The 19,195-nt window shown below is 60.2% G+C and carries 19 protein-coding genes and 2 pseudogenes; 14 read left to right on the top strand and 7 right to left on the bottom strand.

What is annotated here, in order from left to right; all coding sequences use genetic code 11:
- Positions 1-55: 55 nt before the first annotated feature.
- Together JQ617_RS15275 and JQ617_RS15270 are read right to left on the bottom strand one after the other, a co-directional pair.
- A complete protein-coding gene (locus JQ617_RS15275) occupies positions 56-934 on the bottom strand; it encodes an amidohydrolase family protein (RefSeq protein ID WP_212027039.1) in 879 nt (292 codons plus the stop codon).
- A gap of 12 nt (positions 935-946) precedes the next feature.
- On the bottom strand, positions 947-2,404 hold the full coding sequence (locus JQ617_RS15270) for an MmgE/PrpD family protein (protein ID WP_212027038.1): 1,458 nt from the start codon (positions 2,402-2,404) through the stop codon (positions 947-949).
- 196 nt (positions 2,405-2,600) lie between these two features.
- Between JQ617_RS15270 and JQ617_RS15265 the strand changes: the two genes are divergently transcribed.
- The 6 genes from JQ617_RS15265 (at position 2,601) to JQ617_RS15240 (ending at position 9,497) form a co-directional block, all read left to right on the top strand.
- A complete protein-coding gene (locus tag JQ617_RS15265; RefSeq protein WP_212027037.1) occupies positions 2,601-3,563 on the top strand; it encodes a hydroxymethylglutaryl-CoA lyase in 963 nt (320 codons plus the stop codon).
- On the top strand, positions 3,560-4,807 hold the full coding sequence (locus JQ617_RS15260) for a CaiB/BaiF CoA transferase family protein (RefSeq protein WP_212027036.1): 1,248 nt from the start codon (positions 3,560-3,562) through the stop codon (positions 4,805-4,807). Before JQ617_RS15265 ends, JQ617_RS15260 begins: the two co-directional genes overlap by 4 nt.
- Before the next feature lie 44 nt (positions 4,808-4,851).
- Complete coding sequence (locus JQ617_RS15255) at positions 4,852-5,934, top strand: ABC transporter substrate-binding protein (protein ID WP_249157179.1); 1,083 nt, start codon at positions 4,852-4,854, stop codon at positions 5,932-5,934.
- Between the two features lie 4 nt (positions 5,935-5,938).
- Positions 5,939-7,651, top strand: coding sequence for an ABC transporter permease (locus JQ617_RS15250; protein ID WP_212027034.1), 1,713 nt, complete (start codon positions 5,939-5,941; stop codon positions 7,649-7,651).
- Positions 7,648-8,700: an ABC transporter ATP-binding protein gene (locus tag JQ617_RS15245; RefSeq protein WP_212027033.1), complete on the top strand. Its 1,053-nt coding sequence runs from the start codon at positions 7,648-7,650 to the stop codon at positions 8,698-8,700. Before JQ617_RS15250 ends, JQ617_RS15245 begins: the two co-directional genes overlap by 4 nt.
- 86 nt (positions 8,701-8,786) lie before the next feature.
- Positions 8,787-9,497: a GntR family transcriptional regulator gene (locus JQ617_RS15240; protein ID WP_212027032.1), complete on the top strand. Its 711-nt coding sequence runs from the start codon at positions 8,787-8,789 to the stop codon at positions 9,495-9,497.
- A 49-nt stretch (positions 9,498-9,546) separates the two neighbouring features.
- Here the strand turns inward: JQ617_RS15240 and JQ617_RS15235 are convergent, their stop codons facing one another.
- Entirely contained in the window at positions 9,547-10,458 is a 912-nt protein-coding gene (locus tag JQ617_RS15235) for a LysR family transcriptional regulator (protein ID WP_212027031.1), read from the bottom strand.
- Between the two features lie 130 nt (positions 10,459-10,588).
- Here JQ617_RS15235 and JQ617_RS15230 point away from each other — a divergent pair, with 130 nt between their 5' ends.
- From JQ617_RS15230 to JQ617_RS15210, 5 genes are all read left to right on the top strand, one after another.
- Positions 10,589-11,437, top strand: a complete 849-nt coding sequence (locus JQ617_RS15230; RefSeq protein WP_212027030.1) for a DODA-type extradiol aromatic ring-opening family dioxygenase — start codon at positions 10,589-10,591, stop codon at positions 11,435-11,437.
- Positions 11,434-11,814, top strand: coding sequence for a glutathione S-transferase N-terminal domain-containing protein (locus JQ617_RS15225; RefSeq protein ID WP_212027029.1), 381 nt, complete (start codon positions 11,434-11,436; stop codon positions 11,812-11,814). The genes JQ617_RS15230 and JQ617_RS15225 overlap by 4 nt, the downstream gene beginning before the upstream one ends.
- 29 nt (positions 11,815-11,843) lie before the next feature.
- Positions 11,844-12,269 carry a DoxX family protein gene (locus tag JQ617_RS15220; protein WP_212027028.1) on the top strand — a complete coding sequence of 142 codons (426 nt, stop codon included), beginning with the start codon at positions 11,844-11,846 and terminating at the stop codon, positions 12,267-12,269.
- 57 nt (positions 12,270-12,326) lie between these two features.
- Positions 12,327-13,229 carry an NADP-dependent oxidoreductase gene (locus JQ617_RS15215; protein WP_212027027.1) on the top strand — a complete coding sequence of 301 codons (903 nt, stop codon included), beginning with the start codon at positions 12,327-12,329 and terminating at the stop codon, positions 13,227-13,229.
- A 258-nt stretch (positions 13,230-13,487) separates the two neighbouring features.
- A complete protein-coding gene (locus JQ617_RS15210) occupies positions 13,488-13,649 on the top strand; it encodes a hypothetical protein (RefSeq protein ID WP_212027026.1) in 162 nt (53 codons plus the stop codon).
- A 424-nt stretch (positions 13,650-14,073) separates the two neighbouring features.
- On the opposite strand, the gene JQ617_RS15205 is transcribed toward JQ617_RS15210, so the two are convergent.
- Entirely contained in the window at positions 14,074-14,715 is a 642-nt protein-coding gene (locus JQ617_RS15205) for an NADPH-dependent F420 reductase (protein ID WP_283842067.1), read from the bottom strand.
- Complete coding sequence (locus JQ617_RS15200; RefSeq protein WP_212027024.1) at positions 14,712-15,446, bottom strand: SDR family NAD(P)-dependent oxidoreductase; 735 nt, start codon at positions 15,444-15,446, stop codon at positions 14,712-14,714. The genes JQ617_RS15205 and JQ617_RS15200 overlap by 4 nt, the downstream gene beginning before the upstream one ends.
- Positions 15,447-15,722: 276 nt before the next feature.
- On the opposite strand from JQ617_RS15200, the gene JQ617_RS15195 reads away from it, so the two are divergent.
- Together JQ617_RS15195 and JQ617_RS15190 are read left to right on the top strand one after the other, a co-directional pair.
- On the top strand, positions 15,723-16,619 hold the full coding sequence (locus tag JQ617_RS15195; protein ID WP_212027023.1) for a LysR family transcriptional regulator: 897 nt from the start codon (positions 15,723-15,725) through the stop codon (positions 16,617-16,619).
- Positions 16,620-16,850: 231 nt separating this feature from the next.
- Positions 16,851-17,483 (top strand): carboxymuconolactone decarboxylase family protein, encoded by a 633-nt coding sequence (locus JQ617_RS15190; protein WP_249157123.1) that lies wholly within the window; start codon positions 16,851-16,853, stop codon positions 17,481-17,483.
- 58 nt (positions 17,484-17,541) lie between these two features.
- Here the strand turns inward: JQ617_RS15190 and JQ617_RS15185 are convergent.
- A pseudogene (locus tag JQ617_RS15185) lies at positions 17,542-17,664 on the bottom strand (hypothetical protein); the annotation flags it as partial.
- Positions 17,665-17,751: 87 nt separating this feature from the next.
- Here JQ617_RS15185 and JQ617_RS15180 point away from each other — a divergent pair.
- Positions 17,752-18,096 (top strand): LysR substrate-binding domain-containing protein, encoded by a 345-nt coding sequence (locus tag JQ617_RS15180; protein ID WP_349630617.1) that lies wholly within the window; start codon positions 17,752-17,754, stop codon positions 18,094-18,096.
- A gap of 473 nt (positions 18,097-18,569) precedes the next feature.
- Here JQ617_RS15180 and JQ617_RS15175 read toward each other — a convergent pair.
- A pseudogene (locus JQ617_RS15175) lies at positions 18,570-18,976 on the bottom strand (GFA family protein).
- Positions 18,977-19,195 lie beyond the last annotated feature (219 nt).

Here is a 19,195-nt window from a genome sequence, read left to right as displayed (position 1 = left end):
TGAGAGCATCGCGACCTCCACATCTGTCTGTTTGTTTTGTTTGCAACTAGATTCTCTAGGCTAGATCCCAATACAGCCGCTTCGGGTTGTCCACGAGGATCCGGCGGACGATCTCCTCGTCTGCCCACGACCAGAGTTGATCAAAGAGAGCCGCGCCGTCGGGCTTTTCAGACCGACCACGCGTATGGGGCCAATCGGATCCCCAAACCATACGGTCGGGAGCCTGGCATATCAGATCGCGTGCCATTGGATCGACGTCCTTGAAGCCGTCGGCTTCGGCAGACACGTGGTAGACGCCAGACAACTTCAACCATGTTTGCGGGCGGTCGAGTAATCTGCGCAATGATTGTCCAGCGCGGGTCATCAAACCGTTCGGCTGACGCACGAAAGCAAAGTGCCCGAGCACAACGCGGCAAGGCAGCTCGGCCAGGACGGGTTCGACCTCACACAGCAGCTCACTATGATGGGAAACGACGATTTCGATATTCCACCCGAAATCCGCGATAAGCGCGGCCATGTCCCGAATAGCCTGCGGAGACGCGGGATCGCCACGACCGAGATAGATGCGGATGCCCCGGACGCCTTGTCGATGCAGTTGGCGAACCTCTTCTCGGCTGGCGCCCTGCGGCACAATCGCGACGCCACGCGCTGTGTTACCGAAAAATCGCAAGGCGTCGAAAAAACAATCGTTGTTGAGGCCGTAAGTAGATGCTCCGATCAGCACAGATCGGCTCAGGCCGATGCGCCGGCGGAACAGCGCGTAGTCGTGTTTCGTGCCAATTGTGGTCAGTGAGCCCGACGGAGGCGGGAATGCCGGATCGAAGACATGATAGTGGCAGTCCACGGCCCCGACAGGTGCGGCGTGGTTGGGCGGCGCCGTACCCGTCGAATTCGGCACAGTGAGTCGCTCGCCAGCGATGGCATCCGTCACCATCTCCTCATCTCCTCATCTCCCCGTGATCGCGAGGCCTTGCATGAACGATCCGACGTCGGAATGCTCCTCGAGCGACCACGCCATTTCGAGAACCCGGCGCCGCTGGTCGGCCGGCCACACATCTCCCACATTGTTCTCGAACTTCTCTTCGATGTCGGAGCGCTGCACCGGATGGCCTGGAAAGCCCGGAAGATCGTCGCGCTGCTCCGACAGAATGCGGCCGTCGTCGAGCGTGACCGTGATTCGGTTGGGCGCTTTTGCCGGCGTCATTGCCGTCAGAGCCGCATCTTCTACGACGGTCGTTTCGTTCAGCAGTGCGACCGCTTCTGGGTCGCTTATCGCCTTCTCCGAATAACTATGGACGCTCAGCTGCCCGTCGAGCAGGGTCCTGACGACGACAAAGGGCAAACTATGGTCCGCAGTTTCGGATGTCTTCGGCGCCCATTTCTCCGGACCATTTGCAGCGACATCCTTGCCGCTCTTCGTCGTCGCGACCTCGACCTTCCTGATCTTGGCGCCGTTGATGCGGTGGGAGATTGCAGCTGCCGCCGGAACAGCAGTCTGAATGAAGGCCTGAGCAGGATAGAATTTATAGCGCACATCCTCGATCTTGAACGGGCGGGATTTTCCGCCGAAGCTTGCCAAGTCGAGCTCGAATTCGCCAGATACGGCTCTCATGAAACCGGCTTTTCCTTCGAAGATCGGCGAGGGACCGCTGATGCCCTTGCTCGCGAGCAGTACCGAGAAGATCGCCGTGCGAGCAGCTTCTGCGTCGGCCATTCCCTTCCAATTCGATATTGTATCCGAGCGTGTCTGGAACAGCGGGATATGCGCCCCCAGCGCAATATTGACCGCCTGAGCAAGCTGCGAGGGCGACAGCTTCATCAGACGCCCCGCGGCGAGTGCGACCGCGACCAGGCTGTAGGCCGGATGATCGAAACCACGTGACCTGAGACTTGGGCCGTCTAGAAGACGACACATGATCTCGTAAGCCAGGACGATCGCGGTCACGACCTCTTTCCCATCGCTACCGCTCATCTCGGCCACGGCGAGACAAGCGGAAATATGGTCGCTCGGATGGCCGGTGTCGCGCCCCGAATAGAAATCGTTCAGGTCGAATTCGCGGATAGCGCAGCCGTTGGCAAAGGCTGCCCACTCTACGCTAGTGCGCTTCGCAGAGCCGAGGATGGTGCAGGGCCCATTTACGGTATCAGCGAGGGCGCGTACCGCAACGACCGGCTCTTGACCCAGCGCAGCAATGCCGCATCCGATCGCATCGATCAGATGGGCCTTGGCCGCCACCACGGTGCTTGGCGGCAGATCGCCGTAACGCAGACTGCTAGCGTAGTCGGCGAGACGCGCCGCGAGGTCGTTGGACGCTGCCAGCGTCCGTCCGCCAAGGACGAAAGGTAAGCAGCCCGACGCCAAGATACCCTTGGATAAGGTCCGGCGACTAAGGATCGTTCCCATTCTTCGCTCCAAATTGTTGACAATATCTCTTCCAAAATGAGCAGAAGTCAATCATCATACTCGCGCAGCTGCGCTTATTTTCACGGATTTTTACCTTATTTTCGCTGCGGTGCAGTGCATTTAGCGATAAGATTTTGGTTGACAATCTTGCGTCCAATCGTTCTTTGGCGACGAAGGCAAGAAGCGGAGAGGACGCATGGCGGACCTACCTGTACGGGTTGAGATCAACGAAGAAGGTCCAAGAGAGGGCTTTCAGATCGAGCCAGGACCCATCGAGACGGGCGACAAGGTGCGAGTGATCGAGGCGCTCGCCGCAACCGGCGTCGCTCATATTCAGGTCTGTTCCTTTGTTAGCCCGAAGCTGGTCCCTGGCTGGCAGGACGCAGACGCGGTGGTGCGCAGTTTCGCGCCTCGATCCGGAGTGGAATACACCGGCCTCTGGTTCAACGCGAAGGGCCTGGATCGGGCCATGGAACACGCAGACAAGCTCTCGCTGCTCGGCGCGATTTCGCTCTCGGCATCGGACGCCTTCAGTCGCCGCAACCTCAATCGCAGCCATGCGGAAAATCTGGAGCGGATGCGTTCGCAGACTGCACTGCATCTGTCGAAGAACGTACCCGTCACCCGGGTCGGCGTCATGGCGGCGTTCGGCTGCAATTTCCAGGGTGAAGTCAGCGTTGCCGACGTCATAAGGACGGTGCGCGATGGCTTCGGCATTGCCGATGAAGTGGGCATTTCGATCGAGGAGATCTCGCTGTCGGACACGATGGGATGGGCGGTGCCCTCGCGCATCGAAGCTGTGGTCGGAGCCGTGCGGGAGCGATGGCCTGATCAACGCATCAAGCTTCATCTTCACGATACCCGCGGCATGGCGGTCGCGAACGCCGCGGCTGGATTGCGTCTCGGCGTCGACAAGTACGATTCGACCGTCGGCGGGCTCGGGGGGTGTCCGTTCGCGGCACATACAGGCGCGGCCGGCAACATAGCAACGGAGGAGCTCGTCATGCTCTGCGAGGAGATGGGCGTGGAAACCGGAATTGATCTGGACGCGCTGATCGAAGCCGGACGACTGGCGGAGTCGATCGTCGGCCATCCCTTACCAAGCGAACTCCTGCACGCTGGCAGCCTCCATGCGGCCCGTAGGAAGGTGATGCAATGACGACGGTCCATCCGCTCCAGGGCTTGAAGGTCCTCGAATTCAGCCACGCGGTCATGGGGCCGACCGCAGGATTGTTATTGGCCGAGCTCGGCGCCGACGTGGTCAAGATCGAGCCGGCACCAAATGGCGATCCCACCCGACAGCTGGCCGGCTTCGCGGCTGGCTATTTTTCGGCCTATTGCCGGAGCAAGCGAAGTTTGGCCATCGATCTGAAGCATCCGGAGGGGAAAGCCCTTGTGCACAGGCTGGTCGCCGATGCGGACGTTGTGCTGGAGAACTACGGTCCCGGAACGATGGACAGGCTCGGGTGCGGATATGCCGAGCTATCCGCGATCAATCCGCGCCTGATCTATTTGGCGCTGAAAGGCTATCTCAAGGGGCCATACGAAAACCGGCCGGCACTCGATGAGGTGGTGCAGTTTCATGCGGGACTCGCCTGGATGACGGGCCCGCCCGGTAAACCCATGCGCGCGGGAGCCTCCGTCAACGACATCATGGGAGCGATGTTCGGCGTAATCGCCCTACAGTCTGCCTTGATCGAGCGTCAGAAAACAGGCAAGGGGACGATCGTGAGCGCAGGCCTCTTCGAGAACGCCTGTTTCCTGATGTCGAACTATATGGCGGGCATGATCGCCGGTGAACAGGAATTGCGACCGATGCCTGCGCGGCGCGGTGCCTGGGCGATCTACGAGCCCTTCGCCACGAGGGGCGAGGGACAGGTTTTTGTAGGCGTCACGAGCGACAGTCAGTGGACGCGGTTCATCAAGGAGTTCGACCTTCAGCAACTGGCTGATGATCCCAAGCTGGCGACCAACCGTCTGCGGACGCAGCAGCGCGAGTACATTCGCCCGATCATTCAGGCGCGTCTGCTTGAACTTGACCTCGACGATGTGAAGTCTCGGCTCGAACGGGCGAATGTTTCTTGGGCTCCGGTCGGCAAGCCGTCTGACCTGTTTGAGGATGCGCATTTGCAGGCCGCCGGCGGTCTGGTGGACGTATTCGTCGGCAAAGGTGGCGGCCCAGCGGGGCAGGTCGTTCCGCTTCCGGCACTGCCGATGGCGTTCGGTCAGGACCGGGCCCGTCCCGGCCTTGTGCGTCAGCCGCCGTTGGTCGGCCAGCACACCGAGGAGGTCTTGCGCGGCATCGGTGTCAGTCCGGAGGAGTTCGTTCGCCTGTCGCAAGCTGGCGTGGTCGTCTCGACGCGGGGCGGCCAAGCGGGAGCCGCTCCGGTGGCCCAGACATGATCTCGCTCCGCCAGACGCGTTTCCAACCCGGAATGTGCCGCGTGATGAACCTCGCCGGCCTCCTCGCGCTGAGTCTGTTTGGCTTCGGGCTGAAGCCGGCCTGCGCGGAGATGGACGTCGCGAGCAAGAGCGCGACGGCATTGCTGCCGGATCTCCCCCAGGAGATCGTCAGGGATGCGTGCAGTGAGGGAAAGCTGACGATCTACATCACGATCTTCCGCAACAACGCTCGATTTGTGCTCGACCGCTTTCGCGAACGCTTCCCATGCATCGCAATCAACACCTTCGTGGGGACGGGTGGCACTCTCTACGAACGTTTTTCGAGCGAGTTTCGCGCCGGCAGCAGCCCCGCGGACATCTTCATGAATGCCAGTCCGAGCTTCGGTGATGCTCTTGCCGAGAAGGGCATGTTGACGAAGTGGGCGCCGCCGAATGCGGGCCGTGTTCCCGCCCAGTGGCAGCGCCCGGGATATTGGTACGCGATCGCCTTGGAAGAAATCGGAGTCGGCTGGAACACTGAAGGCTTGAACGCTGAACAGAAGCTCTGGGTCGACAATCTGAAGAACTGGGATCAACTGCCGTCCGCTCCGTTCAGCGAGGACGCGGCCGTGGTCAATCCGCGTGCCGGCGGTTCGGCGCAGTTGCCGCTCGATTTCTTTCGAACAACCTATGGCGACGACTTCGTTAAAAGACTAGCTCGTCTCAAGCCTACGGTATTCGATGGCATCAATCCGCTCGTCGAGCGTCTCGTCGCAGGAGAGTTCGATCTTGCCTTGGTCGGTTTGACCAGCACGTTCGCTACGCAGAAGGCGCGTGGCGCTCCGCTTGCCTGGACGGTGCCCAGTCCGGGCCTTGCTATTCCAAATTTTCAGGCCATTCCTGCGAACGCTCCGCACCCGAATGCGGCAAAGTTGTTCCTGGCTTGGTCTTTGACCGAAGAGGGACAAACGGCTTGGGTGACGAAAATCGGCTTGGCGCCTGCCAATCCGGCGATCGAGATTCCGCGTTTCCCGGATGAACCTGCGCCGTCGCCGCGTCCTCTCAATTTTTACAATCCCGATTGGACGGCAATGATGAAACGACGGGGGGGCAATGCCGAGCTCTTCACCGAACTGTTCGGACACTAGAGCGATGTCCGACGTTGCCGTTCAAGTGAAACGCGCTCGCGCCGTCCGCCTCCTTGGCGGAGAGACGCTTCTCAGCTTCGCGCTTTTGTTGACTCTCGCGGCCTTGGTGTTGCTGCCGCTCGGCTATCTCGCATTTGGAGCATTATCGAGCGCTCCGCCCCACGCGCCGGATGCAATTCTGACCTGGAACAATCTGGCCGCCGTCTACGCATCCGGCAAATTCATAGAACCACTCCTCACGACGTTGGGAATCGGAATCGCAACCGGCTTTGTCTCGACCGTCATCGGATTGCTGTTGGTTTGGATTCTTGTGCGTTTTGTCGTACCGGGTGCGCGTGTGTGGAGAGTGCTCCTGACGGTTCCGCTGTACTTCTCTCCCTTGATGCTGGCGTTCGCTTTCGTGGCGCTCGGCTCTCCGCGGGTCGGGCTCATCAATCATGCGTGGCAGGCGATCGGCGAAGTCGGTTCGATCGTCAACGTGTACAGTTTCGTCGGCATCGTCTTCGTACTTTCCGTTCATTACGTGCCTTATGCGCTGCTTGTCTTGGCCGGGCCGGTCGAGGCGATCGGCTCCGAACTTGAAGAGGCGGCGCTGGTTTTGGGCAGTAGCCGCCCTCAGGTGGCCCGTTTCATCGTGCTGCCGCTGCTCAGACCGGCCTTGATCTCGACCTTTATGATCATCGCGGCCATGGCGGCCGAGAATTTTGCGGTTCCGACGCTTCTCGGCCGATCGGCACACATCAAAACGATCCCGGGCGAAATCTACTACCTGGTGTCCGCGGAACCGACTTCGCCGAACTTGGCGGCCGCGCTGGGATCGCTTCTCCTATTGATCGCGTGTGCGGGAGTATTGGGATATCGCTGGATGGCGAGGGCGTCGGATCGCTATGTCGCGGTAACCGGCAAGCCCAAGCGACGCGTTCGCACCGACCCTGGAACGTGGCGGCTCGTCTTGCCGGTACTCCTCGGCGCCTATCTTTCCGTCACCACGGTGCTGCCTCTGGCAGCCCTCATCTATGGTTCGTTCCTTCCATTTCTGGGCCGTCGGGTGAATCTCGACCTTCTGACGTTGCGGAACTATGCGAGTGCATTGCAGCCGGCGAATGTCCAGGCCCTGACGAACAGCCTGCTATTGGCTAGCATAGCGGCGACGATTTGCGTGGTGCTGGGCTTTCTCGTGAGTTTTTGCGTCTGGCGGACCCGCGCACCGCTACGCAGTGCACTCGATTATCTAAGCTCGGTGTCGGTTGCCATTCCAGGAATGGTGCTTGGTATCGGAATGCTGTGGACCTATGTCGGCGCCCCCTTCGGGCTATGGGGCTCCATCTGGATATTGCTGCTGGCTTATGTTGCGAGGTTTGTCGTCCATCCCACGCGAGCCGCATCGACCGGCCTCCTGCAAATGTCGAGAGACCTCGATGAGGCCGGTCGCGTGTTGGGAGCTTCTCTTCCGCGGCGCATGCTGGACATCTCGGCACCGATTGTGCGTGTTCCGCTGCTGTCCTCTTGGCTGGTCGTCGCGATCTTCGCATTCAACGAGGTCACGTCGACCGTTCTGCTTTATTCGTCGCGGTCCCTTACGCTTTCCATTTTGACCTGGAACTCGCTCAATTCGGTTGGCGCGATGCAGGCCTTCGCATTTGCCGTCCTGCAGGGGCTGATAACGGCCGTTCTCGTCACCTGTGTCTATTTTCTTTCCGGGAGAGAACGCGAATGAGCGCCACGCATGTCGAACTCGATGCCCTTCAAAAGCAATTCGCTCCCAACCTGACGGTGGGGCCGGTCGACCTCGCCATCGACGCGGGTGAAATCGTCGCGCTGCTCGGACCGAGCGGCTGCGGCAAGACGACGTTGTTGCGTTGCATTGCCGGTCTGGAAACGCCCACCGACGGCGAGATACGGATCGGTGGGGCAACCGCGTTCTCCGCCGCCAAACGCATCAATGAGAGCCCGGAGCGGCGCCGGATCGGGTTCGTCTTTCAGTCCTATGCCCTCTGGCCGCACATGACTGTCGCCGAAAACGTGGCGTATGGGCTCAAGCTCCGCAAGGTCGCCCGCGCGGAAATGAGGCAGCGCGTCGAGACCATCCTCGGCAGCGTGGGTCTGGCGAAGATGGCGGATCGCTATCCGTCGACGCTCAGCGGAGGACAGCAGCAGCGCGTTGCCATAGCGAGAAGCCTTGTCGTCGAGGCCCGCGTGATCCTGTTCGATGAGCCTTTCAGCAATCTCGACGTCAATTTGCGGGAGGAGATGAGGTTCGAACTGCGGCGGCTGATCAAGCAGTCGGGCGTAACCGGCGTTTTCGTCACGCACGATCAGAGCGAGGCGATGGTCGTCGCGGATCGGATCTGTCTGTTACGCGAAGGGAAAGTAGAGCAGATCGGAACTCCCCGAGAGTTGTTTCAGAAGCCTGTCTCTCGGTTTGCCTTGAATTTCTTCGGCTCGTCGAACGTCTTGCCCGTCGTGCACGAAGGAGATGGATATGTTGTCCTCGAGGGCGGTCAACGTTTGGAGACCGGGATCACGTCAAATGGCGTCGGTCTCCTGGCGATTCGACCGGAGATGCTGCGACTGGTGCCGGAGAACGCAGCAGGTGCAAACATCATCAAGGGCGAGGTGAGGAATGCTACCTTTCTCGGTGGCATGACTGTCTATGACGTTGAGTCCGCAGGCGTGTCATTGCGTGTCAGCAGCCCCGAGGCGGAGCACGCCGTCGGCGCACGCGTTGCCCTCGAGCTGCCAGGACATGCCCTGATTCGTATCTGATCGGCGCCGCGGGACGGACTTGCGGCGCCTGGGCGGAACGAGGCAATATCAGCCGCTTCGTCCGAGAAAATTGGCAGGATTCAACGTTGATAGCGAGCAAGCAGACCAGAGTCGCGGCCACGACAGCCAAAGCGTCGGCCGGAGACCGGTCTTCAAAAGAGCGGAGCGAAAAGCCCAACTATTACCGCCTCATTCGTGAATTGATCGTTTCTGGCGCGCTGGTGCCCAATGAGCGGCTCATCGAGAACGATCTTGCTCAACGATTCGGCACCAACCGCGCAAATATACGGATCGCGCTCAGTCGTCTGGATCAAGAGGGGCTGGTCAGCTGCGAGCCGAATCATAGCGCGAGGGTTCGCGTCGTCGAAAAAGATGAAGCCCTGCAGATCTTTGAAACGCGAGGTGCCCTGGAACGCCTGGTGGCTGAGCACGCGGCGCGCAACGCCACACCGGCCCAATGCCGCAAGATGCGAGCTCTTCTCGATACGATGGAAAAGGCGCTGGTGTCGCAAGATCTGCAAGCCTTTTCTGATGAGACGGCCAAACTGCGGGCGGTCATTTGGATTGCGTCGCGCCACGAGACTGCCACGCGATTGCTGTCCGCCGTCAACTACCAACTCGTTCGTTTCCGATATCGCTCCATCACCGTTCCAGGACGCGCCGAACAATCGATACGACAATTCAGAGCGATCGTGGATGCCATCGAGGGAAATCGGCCGCAGGCGGCGCAGGCTGCGATGGATGCGTATTCCGCGGCGGCCATCGCGAGTCTTCGGAGCGCTTTCCGACGGCATTGAGAACGGAGGGGCATTTGGTTGCTGCTCGCCTCGCAGCGCGGTCGCAGAACTATGAGTTAACGCATACGCGACCGGAATCGACGCGAGCAGCGAAGAAGTCGATGAAGGTACGGACCTTGGCGGAAAGATACTTTTTGCTCGGATAGACCGCATGCAGGGGTATGCTGAACATGACGTCTTCAGGCAGAACGACCTCTAACGCGCCTTTGTTGACATCAGATTGCGTCATCCATGCCGGCAGGAACACAAGTCCCATTCCTTCCAATGCCGCGAGGTGGAGCATGATCTCGTTTTCGCTTCGCATGACGACACGAAACTTCACCGCTTCCGTGCCGGACCGACCTTTGAAGGTCAGGTTTCCGTTGGCGTTCATGCCGCCATACAGGAGCAATGAATGCCCGTTGAGATCACTCAACGTGGATGGACGACCGGCGCGCTCCAGATAGTCAGGTGTGCCTACGAGTTGAAACGGCACCTCCATCAAAGGGCGGGCGACGAGGCCGGGATCGAGCCGATCCCGCGACGTAGCGCGCAGAGCCAGATCGAAGCCCTCGTCCACGATGCTGACGATCCGGCCGCTGAAATCCATGTCCACGCTGACATCGGGATAGCGCTGACGATAATCGGCGATCGCACGAGCGATGAGCGCATTGGCCATCCACATCGGCGCACTCAGCTTCAGCGTTCCGCGCGGGGTGACGGCGACATTGCTGATCGCTGCTTCCACCTCGTCGAGCCCGTCGAGCATCTGGCGCGCCTGATTGACGTAAAGAGCCCCGACCTCCGTCAGGCTGACGCGCCGGCTGGTCCTGTTGAGCAGGCGCGTGCCAAGCCTATCCTCCAGATGCGTCAAATGCTTGCTCGCCATGGCGGGAGAGAGGCCAAGGCGAGACGCGGCCGCCGTGAAGCTTTTGAACTCCACCACCGTACAGAACACCCGCAAGCTGGTCAGCGTATCCATGGATCATCAACTTACAGGAAATCACTCGTCAACGAAAGCTAGGTTGATCAACCAATACGAAAAGACCAGTTACCGAGCGAGAGAGCTGGACCCGTGCATGTCGCCAGCCTGACAACCAGAGGACCGGCCTTTGCAAAGCCATCGCCTACCGACCTATTTCATCAGCCATGGCGGCGGCCCCTGGCCCTATATGACGGGCGAGTTTCGCGCCAACATGGTTAAGCTCGAACGGTCGCTGATCGATATGCGCCGCGAGCTTGGTGACGCGCCGCGCGCGGTGCTGGCTGTCTCGGGCCATTGGGAAGAGGAAGGCTTCGCGATCTCGTCCGCCAAGAAGCCTGGAATGGTCTATGACTACTCGGGCTTTCCCGACGATCTCTACCACATCCGCTACGCCGCGCCGGGATCGCCGGCGCTCGCCCGTCGGGTGCAGGATCTGTTGCGTGCGCAGAGCATAGAGGCGCGGCTCGATTCGGCGCGTGGCTTTGACCACGGCACGTTCAGCATCATGAAGCCGCTGTATCCCGAGGAGGACATGCCGGTGGTCCAGCTATCGCTCGATGCGCGCATGGACCCGGCGCATCATTTAGCCGTTGGCGGCGCGCTCGCTCCCTTACGCGATGAGGGGGTCCTGATCATCGGCAGCGGCCTCAGCTTCCACAATCTGCGGCTCATGCGCGGCACCAGCGCCTATGAGCCCTCTCGGCAATTCGATGCCTGGTTGCAGGAGACGCTCGTCCGTGCCGCGCCCAATGAGCGGGCCCAGCGCCTCATCGGCTGGGAGAGGGCCCCGGCGGCCCGCATCGCTCACCCACGCGAAGACCATCTCCTACCGCTGATGGCGGTCGTCGGCGCCGCCTGGGACGAGCCGGGCGCAACGACCTATCACCAGACAGATTTTTTTGGCGGACTCACGGCGTCGAGCTTCCGCTTCGGAAATCCGCCCCCGAACACATCGACCAAGCGGGATATGCAATGACCGCCTCCCAATTCCAGCCGATCGTCTATCTCAAACAGAATTGCCCGTTTTGCATGAAGGTCCGCTTGTTCCTATTGGAGGGACGGCTGAACGACCAGGTCGAAACGCGGGATTTCACGCAAGGCTCGCCCGAGGAAGAAGCGATCCGCAATGAACTCCTTCCCCATCTCAAGAAGCTGAGCTTCCCGGCCGCCCAGCTTGAGCCGGGTCGCTTCATGGCGGAATCCGAAGATATCATCGCGTTCCTGGCGCAGAAGTCAGGCCGGAATCCCGCGAGCATGACGGTGTACCGCAACTATGTTGATGGCCCGTTCGCGATGGCGATGAAGCTCTGGAAAGAAAATCAGGAACTGAGGCAAGCGGCTTCCGCTAGCTGACGACCAAACCAACATTCTTGGAGAAATTGATGATCGACACTGCCAAATGGGCGCCTCGTGTCCTCACCGTTTTGAGAGTCGTTACTGCGCTTCTGTTCCTCGAACACGCGACGATGAAGTTACTCCAATTCCCCGCGCCTATCCCTGGCGTGGCCTATCCGCTCCCAGCGATCATGATCATCGCGGGTGCGATCGAGGTGATCACCGGCGTGTTGATAGCGGTCGGACTGTTCACCCGCATTGCCGCGTTCATCGCCTCCGGCGAAATGGCGGCCGCCTATTTCATGGCCCATGCGCCACACGGCTTCTGGCCTGCACTCAACATGGGCGAACTCGCGATTCTGTTCTGCTTCATCTTCTTCTATTTGGCCTTTGTCGGCGGCGGTGCGTGGGCGCTCGACAACGTACGGCGGCCCATCGCCAATCAACCGCGCCCAGAAGCCGTAGCAGTTTGATCTCCGCGCAAAGACTCAAAGCGGCTTCCCGCGGCACAACGCATTTAGAGCACCACGATGAAAGCAGCCCTCTTGAAAGCCTATGGCGATGTCGACCAATTCGAGATCGGCGACATTCCGACGCCGCAGCCTGGCCCGGGCGAGGTCCTGATCAAGATCGAAGCTTCAGCGATCAATCCGTTCGACCTTATCCTGCGCCAGGGTTTTATGGCGCAGCTCATCCCGCTATCGCTTCCAGCAGCGCTAGGCGGAGATGCGGCGGGCACGGTCGCTGGGCTTGGCGCGGGCGTGACCCGATTTGCCGTCGGCGACCGAGTGGTCGCCGACTTCGCCGCGAATGGCAGGGGCGCCAACGCCGAATACGGGGTGGTGCCGGCGACTTCTGCCGCCAAGCTGCCGGCAAATTTGAGCTTCGAGCAGGGGGCGGCGCTGGTTAAGGCTGGCCTTACGGGCCGCCAGACGGTGGATGCGCTGGGTATCAAGCGCGGTGATCACGTGCTGGTTTCCGGTGGGCTGGGATCGGTCGGCCGTGCTGCCATTCAATATTTGAAAGAGATCGGCGCCCGTCCGGTCGCCGGTGTGCGTGCCAAGCGTCTGGACGAGGCGCGCGCACTGGCCGGTGAAGCGCTCGACATCAATGCCCCTGTGACGCAGCCGGACTTCGACTATGGGATCAGCACGGCCGCTCCCGTTGCCGCCAACCTGATCGGGCGCGTCCGCGATGGCGGCCAGGTCGTAAGCATCGTCCCCGTGCCGGTGGGCGCCAACGCGGCGGGCCGTGTGACCATCCTGGAACTCTATCACCGGACCGACGCGCCCACGCTCGACGCAGTGCTTGAGGCGGCGTCGCGAGGCGAACTGGTCATCCCGGTCGCCCAGACCTTGTCGCTCGAGCAGATTGGGGCGGCGCATCGTGCGGTGGCCTCTGGAGCGCAGGGCAAGATTGTCCTGAAGCATTGAAGTCTTGTCATTGACTTCGACACGGAGTGAGAGTTTGGCGCTTTCCGTCACTGAAAACTTGAAACGAGACCATTTGGCGGATGTGACCTGGGTCGTAGCAGGACGAGATTCGATCGCGACTAGTGGCGGCGCCCGTCGCGTTCCGCCCCCCAAGTTGCGATTGACCCGGGCAGAGAAACGTTTGATGACCCATCCTGAGCACCGAAACCGAAACTTGCTTTTGGGTGGAGGGGCGCTTGACAGAGGCCGTCGTGGTTCATGCAGGAAGTCATGCAGCACCCGGACCTTCAAGACCTTCGCAGGCTGTTGCTGCTCACGTCAGATGCGCATTCGCTGTATGGCAAGTTTGGCTTCAGCGAAATCGGCAACGCGTGGCGCTTCATGGAAATCCTCCGACCCGATGCTTACAAGCGTTCCTAGTCATCCCTGTGTCTACAAGCAGGCGGAACGCTGCGTGACGCCCTCACGTCGACTTCATTGAACGCGTGGATGGCCGACGTTTTGGGACTACTTCTCGAGTCGAGTGACACGATTGTAGATCGATTACTATTGCTCCTTCTTGAACAAGTCTTGAAAGATGAGATGACCCCAAACGTGCTTGGCGAAGAAGGCAGCTACCGATATCCTTGAGGCGGCGCAAGCCCTGACCAGCGGGTCGGAGGGCTTGCGCTGCGAGGTCAGCAGCTTCTTGTCATCCGTACGAGCTGCCTAAGCACGATACCGTTCTCACGCAGTTCGTGGGACGCTCGGTCTCGGCGTTGCGGCGTCATCGTGGGATGGAGCCGCAGTCATGGATAACCCTTTTAGATCGTTGAACATCGGTTGTGATCATCGCGCTATGCGATCACGACTTAACGTCGAACTTGATCAGGTCCTTGAATATCAGACGGCCCCAACTGCTTCCACGCGCCTGCACGAGCAGGCCACCTTCCGAAAGTCCGCCAAGTTTTATAGGGGCGTAACCGAGAGTCTCCGCAAGCACGCCAATTTCCGTTGCGGCGACGTCGTCGTTGCTGGAAAGAAATACGACCCGCTTGCCGCCATGCACGGCCGGGTCCTGGCCGAGGATGGCGGCGGCCAGATGGTTGAAGCCCTTGACCAGTCTTCCGCCAGTGAAAGCCTGCGCGACGGCCTCGGAAGAAGGTCGTCCTCCCAGTTCTTCAGGGGACACGCCGTAGGCGTTGGTTACATCGACGATGGTCTTTCCCTGCCAACTGGCCAGCGTCCTCGCGACATCTCGGACCGCCTCGAAACGGACAGCCAAAAAAATGACGTCCGCCTTGACCGCTTCCGCGAGCTTCTTGGGAATGACGGTGGGGCCGACCTCGGCCGCAGCCGAAGCAAAGCTTTCCGGGGCGCGATCGGTTGCAACGGATACCTCGATGCCGCTGCGGGCAAACGCCTTGGCGAGAGCCCGGCCGACGTTGCCGAAGCCGATAATTGCATAACTCATCTGATCCTCCTTAAATCGGGCCGGACGCGTCAGAGCTGCGCAAGGCCGCCGTCGACGGCGACCTCGCTGGCGGTCATGAAGCTGCTATCCGACGAGGCGAGAAAGGCGGCTGCCGCCCCAATTTCCGCGGGATCGGCCATGCGCTGGAGCGGAGTCATCGAGGCGAACATCTTCTGGCCTTCGTCACCCAGCGCTTCCTTCGCGAGTTCGGTCGCCGTCGCTCCAGGCGACAGCACGTTGACCCGGATGCCGGTGCCCTTCAGATCCTCTGCCCAGGTTCGGGCGAGGTTGCGCACGGCCGCCTTGCTCGCGCTGTAAGCGCTCATGGCCGGGGCGCCCGTGGTGCCGGCGCTCGATCCGGTCAGAATAATCGAACCGCCCGGGTTCATCAGCGGCAGCGCCTTCTGGACCGTGAAGATGGTGCCCTTCACGTTGGTGTCGAAGGTCTCGTCAATGTGTTCGCCGGTGATTTTGCCGAGCGGCAGCTGGCTTCCCGCCCCTGCATTGGCGAAGACGATGTCGAGGGTTCCCCGCTCGGCCTTCACCGCGGCGTAGAGTCGGTCGAGGTCGGCCAGATTGGAGACCGAGCCTTTCACCGCGCGGGCATTGGGCCCGAGGAATACTACGGCGGAGTCGAGTGCTTCCTGACGACGGCCGAAGATGAAAACGAAGGCGCCCTCCTCGATGAAGCGCTTTGCTGCCGCGCGGCCGATGCCCGTAGCGCCACCCGTGATGACTGCAACCTTACCGTCCAGCTTTCCCATGAATTGTTCCTTCCAAGTTCCGCCTTTGATGGGTTCGGGAATGCCCCGAGACCTCGCCAAAATGGGTTGCCGGCGTCGGGCTTTGAGTGCGGAAACACGCACATCGGTGGTGCGAGATCGAACCGGACGGGCGCTGGACGCTATCCTGTCCGATCGGTGCCCGGCCCCTCGAATTGGACCCTTCTGGTCGGAAAGGGCTATAATTGTCGCCGTTTCCCTTGTTCCGATGTGTTACATAGGGAGTTGAAGGCGCACCGAGCGGTGCTAGATTGCACCATGATCGACTGGGATGACGTTCGTTATTTTCTTGCCGTCGCGCGGGGAGGCTCGGTACGGGCCGCCGCGGAGCGCGTTGGGGTGAACCATGCGACCGTCCTGCGACGCGTCGCCCAGTTGGAGGAGCGGCTCGGGGCGCAGATGTTCGAGAGGCTACCTTCGGGCTACCGGCTGACGGCTGCGGGGGAGGAGGTCCTCGAATTTGCAGAGCAGATGGAAGTGTCGTCGCACCAGTTGGAGACGCGCCTCTTCGGCCGCGACCAGAGCGTGCGCGGGCGTCTGCGAGTGACCCTAGCGCCGCCCCTCGCGGCACACCTGCTGATGCCAGATTTCGGAGAATTCGCGCGTCTGCATCCGGACATCGAGATGGAGATATTGTCGTCTGGCGAATTGGCAAATTTGACCAACCGGGAGGCTGATGTCGCGATCCGCGTCGTCTACGACCGCAAAACCTTGCCGCCCAATCTTCACGGACTAAAGGGTCCGGAGCTGTTCGGCGGCGTCTACATCTCTCGCGATCGGTTAGCCGCGTGCCATGCGGGCGTGCCTGACCCCATCCGCTGGATTGTCATCAGCATTCATGGAATCCCGGACTGGGCCCACGCGGGTGAGGTTCGCGTGGCCGAGGTTCCGTTCAGGGTCACGGATGGCGAGGCGCAGATCGTTGCGGTGCGACAGGGGATCGGGATGACGACGCTACCGTGCTTCGTCGGAGATGCCGATCCCCTGCTGGTGAGGATGCCGGGGACCGACTTGCACATGTACGGAACGCTCTGGCTTCTCACTCAGGGGGAAACGCGCAAGACGAAGCGTGTGCGGCTCTTCACGGATTTCGTATCCCGCAGGCTCGCCGCATACGCACCGCTTCTCGCCGGACTGTCCAGATCGCCCAACTGATGCCCGGCAGGCCATCGTCGACACTTTTGGCAATCAAGTCTGAGTCGAGCCGCGAGACCCGCGGATCGCGCTCATCTCTTTCACGGGATCGAGCAATGTGGGACGAAAGGCAGCCAACATCATGGCTGGTCTCGTGGATCACCATGATTCCAATCGTCGTCTCGCTGGATCGTGCATTTCCTCGCCGATCGGCGTGAGCCCAACTACCCATCAGGTAGTTGAGAAAGATGCATGGAGCGTTCATGTGAACCGCATGAGCAAAGACACTGCATTGCTCGACCAGCCGCCTCATCACTCACACACAATCGAGGTCAATACATGTCGTTTCCCGTTCATACCATCGAATCCGCTCCCGATCAGTCAAAGGAATCGCTTCGGGCACTACAATCGGCATTTGGTTTCATTCCGAACATCGCCGGCGCGATCGCGACCTCTCCGGTCCTGATCAAGAGCCTCACCGGCCTGTTCGGAAACGTGCACGGTGGCACCTTCTCCGAGCCGCAGATCCAGACGGTGCTGCTGACGAACGCCGTTACGAACTCCTGCAGCTACGCGGTCGCATTCCATACGTTCCTCGCGCTGAAGGAGGGTATCCCTGCCGACGACGTTCAGGCAATCCGTGAACGCCGCGCTCCGCGGGACCCCAAGTTCGGAGCTCTTTCGACGCTCGCACGCACGTTGATCGAGAAGCGCGGTCGGCTCGACGATCAGGACGTGAAGACGTTCATCGGGGCCGGCTTCACGCAGGACAATCTTCTCGAGGTGATCGCCGTCGTTTCGGCTTCGACCATCACGAACTACGCCGGCAGTGTCACGAACCCGGCGCTTGAAGCCCAATTCGCTCCCCACGCCTGGAAACCGTAATTTCCTGCGCGGAGTACATCTCTGCGGGCGCCTCTTAGGAGCGAGGCGCCCGCGATGATCGGCTTGGGTAACCTTCCGCATATTTGTTGGTGAACACAATACATTGCGCAGCCATGACCGCGGGCGAGGCGATATTCTCCGACGCGATGAGCTCGATCCGATTCTGCTGCCGGCTCAATTCACGCCTTCGCGGCGGCGATAGTCAGATCGTCTACAGATAATTCCTCCCGAAGAAGTTGCTTACGAACCCGCCTAACAATCGACTACGTTGACGGCCAAGCCGCCCAGACTCGTAAAGGGCAGATTGCGAGCCGATAACAGCGATGCATTGATGCAAGCTGCGATCGAGGGGCTTGGTATTGCTCATTTGGCAACTTGGTTGGTAGGCAATGAGATTGCGTCCGGACGTCTTGTTCCGCTTTTTGCGGACGAACTGGCATTGTGTCCGCCGCCGGTGTCCGGCATCTACGCTATCCGAATGCGCGATAGGGCGACCGCGCGGGCGAAGCTGTTCATCGACTTCTTGAAGGAAGATTTCAGCAGCACCATCCAAGATCAAGTCCCGTATTGGGATGAATGGTTGTCAGTGGCGAGGCGTCGCCGGCCGACCTAGTGTAAGGGCACAAGATTGTCCTTGCGCTATCAGACGCTTTATCACAAGTGCGACGAACGTCATGGTTCTTCAATGGCCGTTCTCTTCTTCGCAGCGGGGTGACACGTTTGAGTCCCTGGCCATCGCATCAATTTCTCTCCACCAAGGATCGAATCTTCCGCGCTTCCAACTATGCTCTCCATCGCAGAGAGTCTGTTCTGATCTTCCCCGAAAAGTGGACGGGTTTAGGGGGGCTTTTAGCTCCATCTCCACCGGGGCGATATAGCCGATGGCGGAACGGAGCCTAGCTAGGACGCGTACTCATTATCTTCATCGGTGTTCGGTTTACCTCGATGACGACAGCCTTTTTGCCACCGCTGCAAATGTCGCGATGTGCCAAATGCGGACTCACGACACTGCAAGCTGGGGGATTATTCGAACCATGCGTTCGTGGAGGGGCGATTCTGGTCGCGCTCCGCTGCCCTGCTATCGTGTTACGGGTGGTAGTTTTCCCGGAAGTGCTTTACAGCCCCCTCGATTTGAACCCAGTCATGTTTCGATTGCTCAAAAATCGATATGACGGGGGGCTGGTATTTTGGATTTGCCATTGCGCCGACTGCAACACCGGTCATCGAAGGCAAGTTAGTGACTTTCCAATAGACTGTTGATCCGCACTGAGGACAAAAATAATCATGCATTTCCCCGCCGCTTGCGGCGGCATGCGTGAACTCTTTTGATATCCATGAAATGGTGACTACATCTGCAGGATAGTAGGCGCCTACGCCGAACGGCGCACCGGTTCGACGGTGGCAGTCAATGCAGTGACAAGCAACGACTATCTTGGCCGGTTCGTCCGGCAGCGAGAGCGAGATCGCACGCAGTTGCACCTTGCGCAGACCATATCAAAAGCTCCCAATCTCTTCCGAGACCTACTCGCTAAGCACCAGACTAGGCAAATGCACATCGCGCGACCTGGCATTCTTGGCTCGGCGGCCCATTAGCTCGTCTTGCGCCGGTTGGAAAACGCACAACGGCTGCGCAAAGATTCGCACTTAAACTTTCGGGTGCGACTGATCACGTATCTCGCTGCAATGCCCACCCGCACGATGAGTGGCTGAGG

This window comes from Bradyrhizobium sp. KB893862 SZCCT0404, from assembly GCF_018130885.1.
Lineage (GTDB): Bacteria > Pseudomonadota > Alphaproteobacteria > Rhizobiales > Xanthobacteraceae > Bradyrhizobium > Bradyrhizobium stylosanthis.
This window is presented reverse-complemented; position numbering and strand designations above follow the sequence as displayed.

Coding starts and splice junctions, on each gene's coding strand:
- JQ617_RS15275 (WP_212027039.1), bottom strand. CDS start 934: ATGGTGACGGATGCCATCGCTGGCGAGCGACTCACTGTGCCGAATTCG.
- JQ617_RS15270 (WP_212027038.1), bottom strand. CDS start 2,404: ATGGGAACGATCCTTAGTCGCCGGACCTTATCCAAGGGTATCTTGGCG.
- JQ617_RS15265 (WP_212027037.1), top strand. CDS start 2,601: ATGGCGGACCTACCTGTACGGGTTGAGATCAACGAAGAAGGTCCAAGA.
- JQ617_RS15260 (WP_212027036.1), top strand. CDS start 3,560: ATGACGACGGTCCATCCGCTCCAGGGCTTGAAGGTCCTCGAATTCAGC.
- JQ617_RS15255 (WP_249157179.1), top strand. CDS start 4,852: ATGAACCTCGCCGGCCTCCTCGCGCTGAGTCTGTTTGGCTTCGGGCTG.
- JQ617_RS15250 (WP_212027034.1), top strand. CDS start 5,939: ATGTCCGACGTTGCCGTTCAAGTGAAACGCGCTCGCGCCGTCCGCCTC.
- JQ617_RS15245 (WP_212027033.1), top strand. CDS start 7,648: ATGAGCGCCACGCATGTCGAACTCGATGCCCTTCAAAAGCAATTCGCT.
- JQ617_RS15235 (WP_212027031.1), bottom strand. CDS start 10,458: ATGGATACGCTGACCAGCTTGCGGGTGTTCTGTACGGTGGTGGAGTTC.
- JQ617_RS15225 (WP_212027029.1), top strand. CDS start 11,434: ATGACCGCCTCCCAATTCCAGCCGATCGTCTATCTCAAACAGAATTGC.
- JQ617_RS15220 (WP_212027028.1), top strand. CDS start 11,844: ATGATCGACACTGCCAAATGGGCGCCTCGTGTCCTCACCGTTTTGAGA.
- JQ617_RS15215 (WP_212027027.1), top strand. CDS start 12,327: ATGAAAGCAGCCCTCTTGAAAGCCTATGGCGATGTCGACCAATTCGAG.
- JQ617_RS15210 (WP_212027026.1), top strand. CDS start 13,488: ATGCAGGAAGTCATGCAGCACCCGGACCTTCAAGACCTTCGCAGGCTG.
- JQ617_RS15200 (WP_212027024.1), bottom strand. CDS start 15,446: ATGGGAAAGCTGGACGGTAAGGTTGCAGTCATCACGGGTGGCGCTACG.
- JQ617_RS15195 (WP_212027023.1), top strand. CDS start 15,723: ATGATCGACTGGGATGACGTTCGTTATTTTCTTGCCGTCGCGCGGGGA.
- JQ617_RS15190 (WP_249157123.1), top strand. CDS start 16,851: ATGGAGCGTTCATGTGAACCGCATGAGCAAAGACACTGCATTGCTCGA.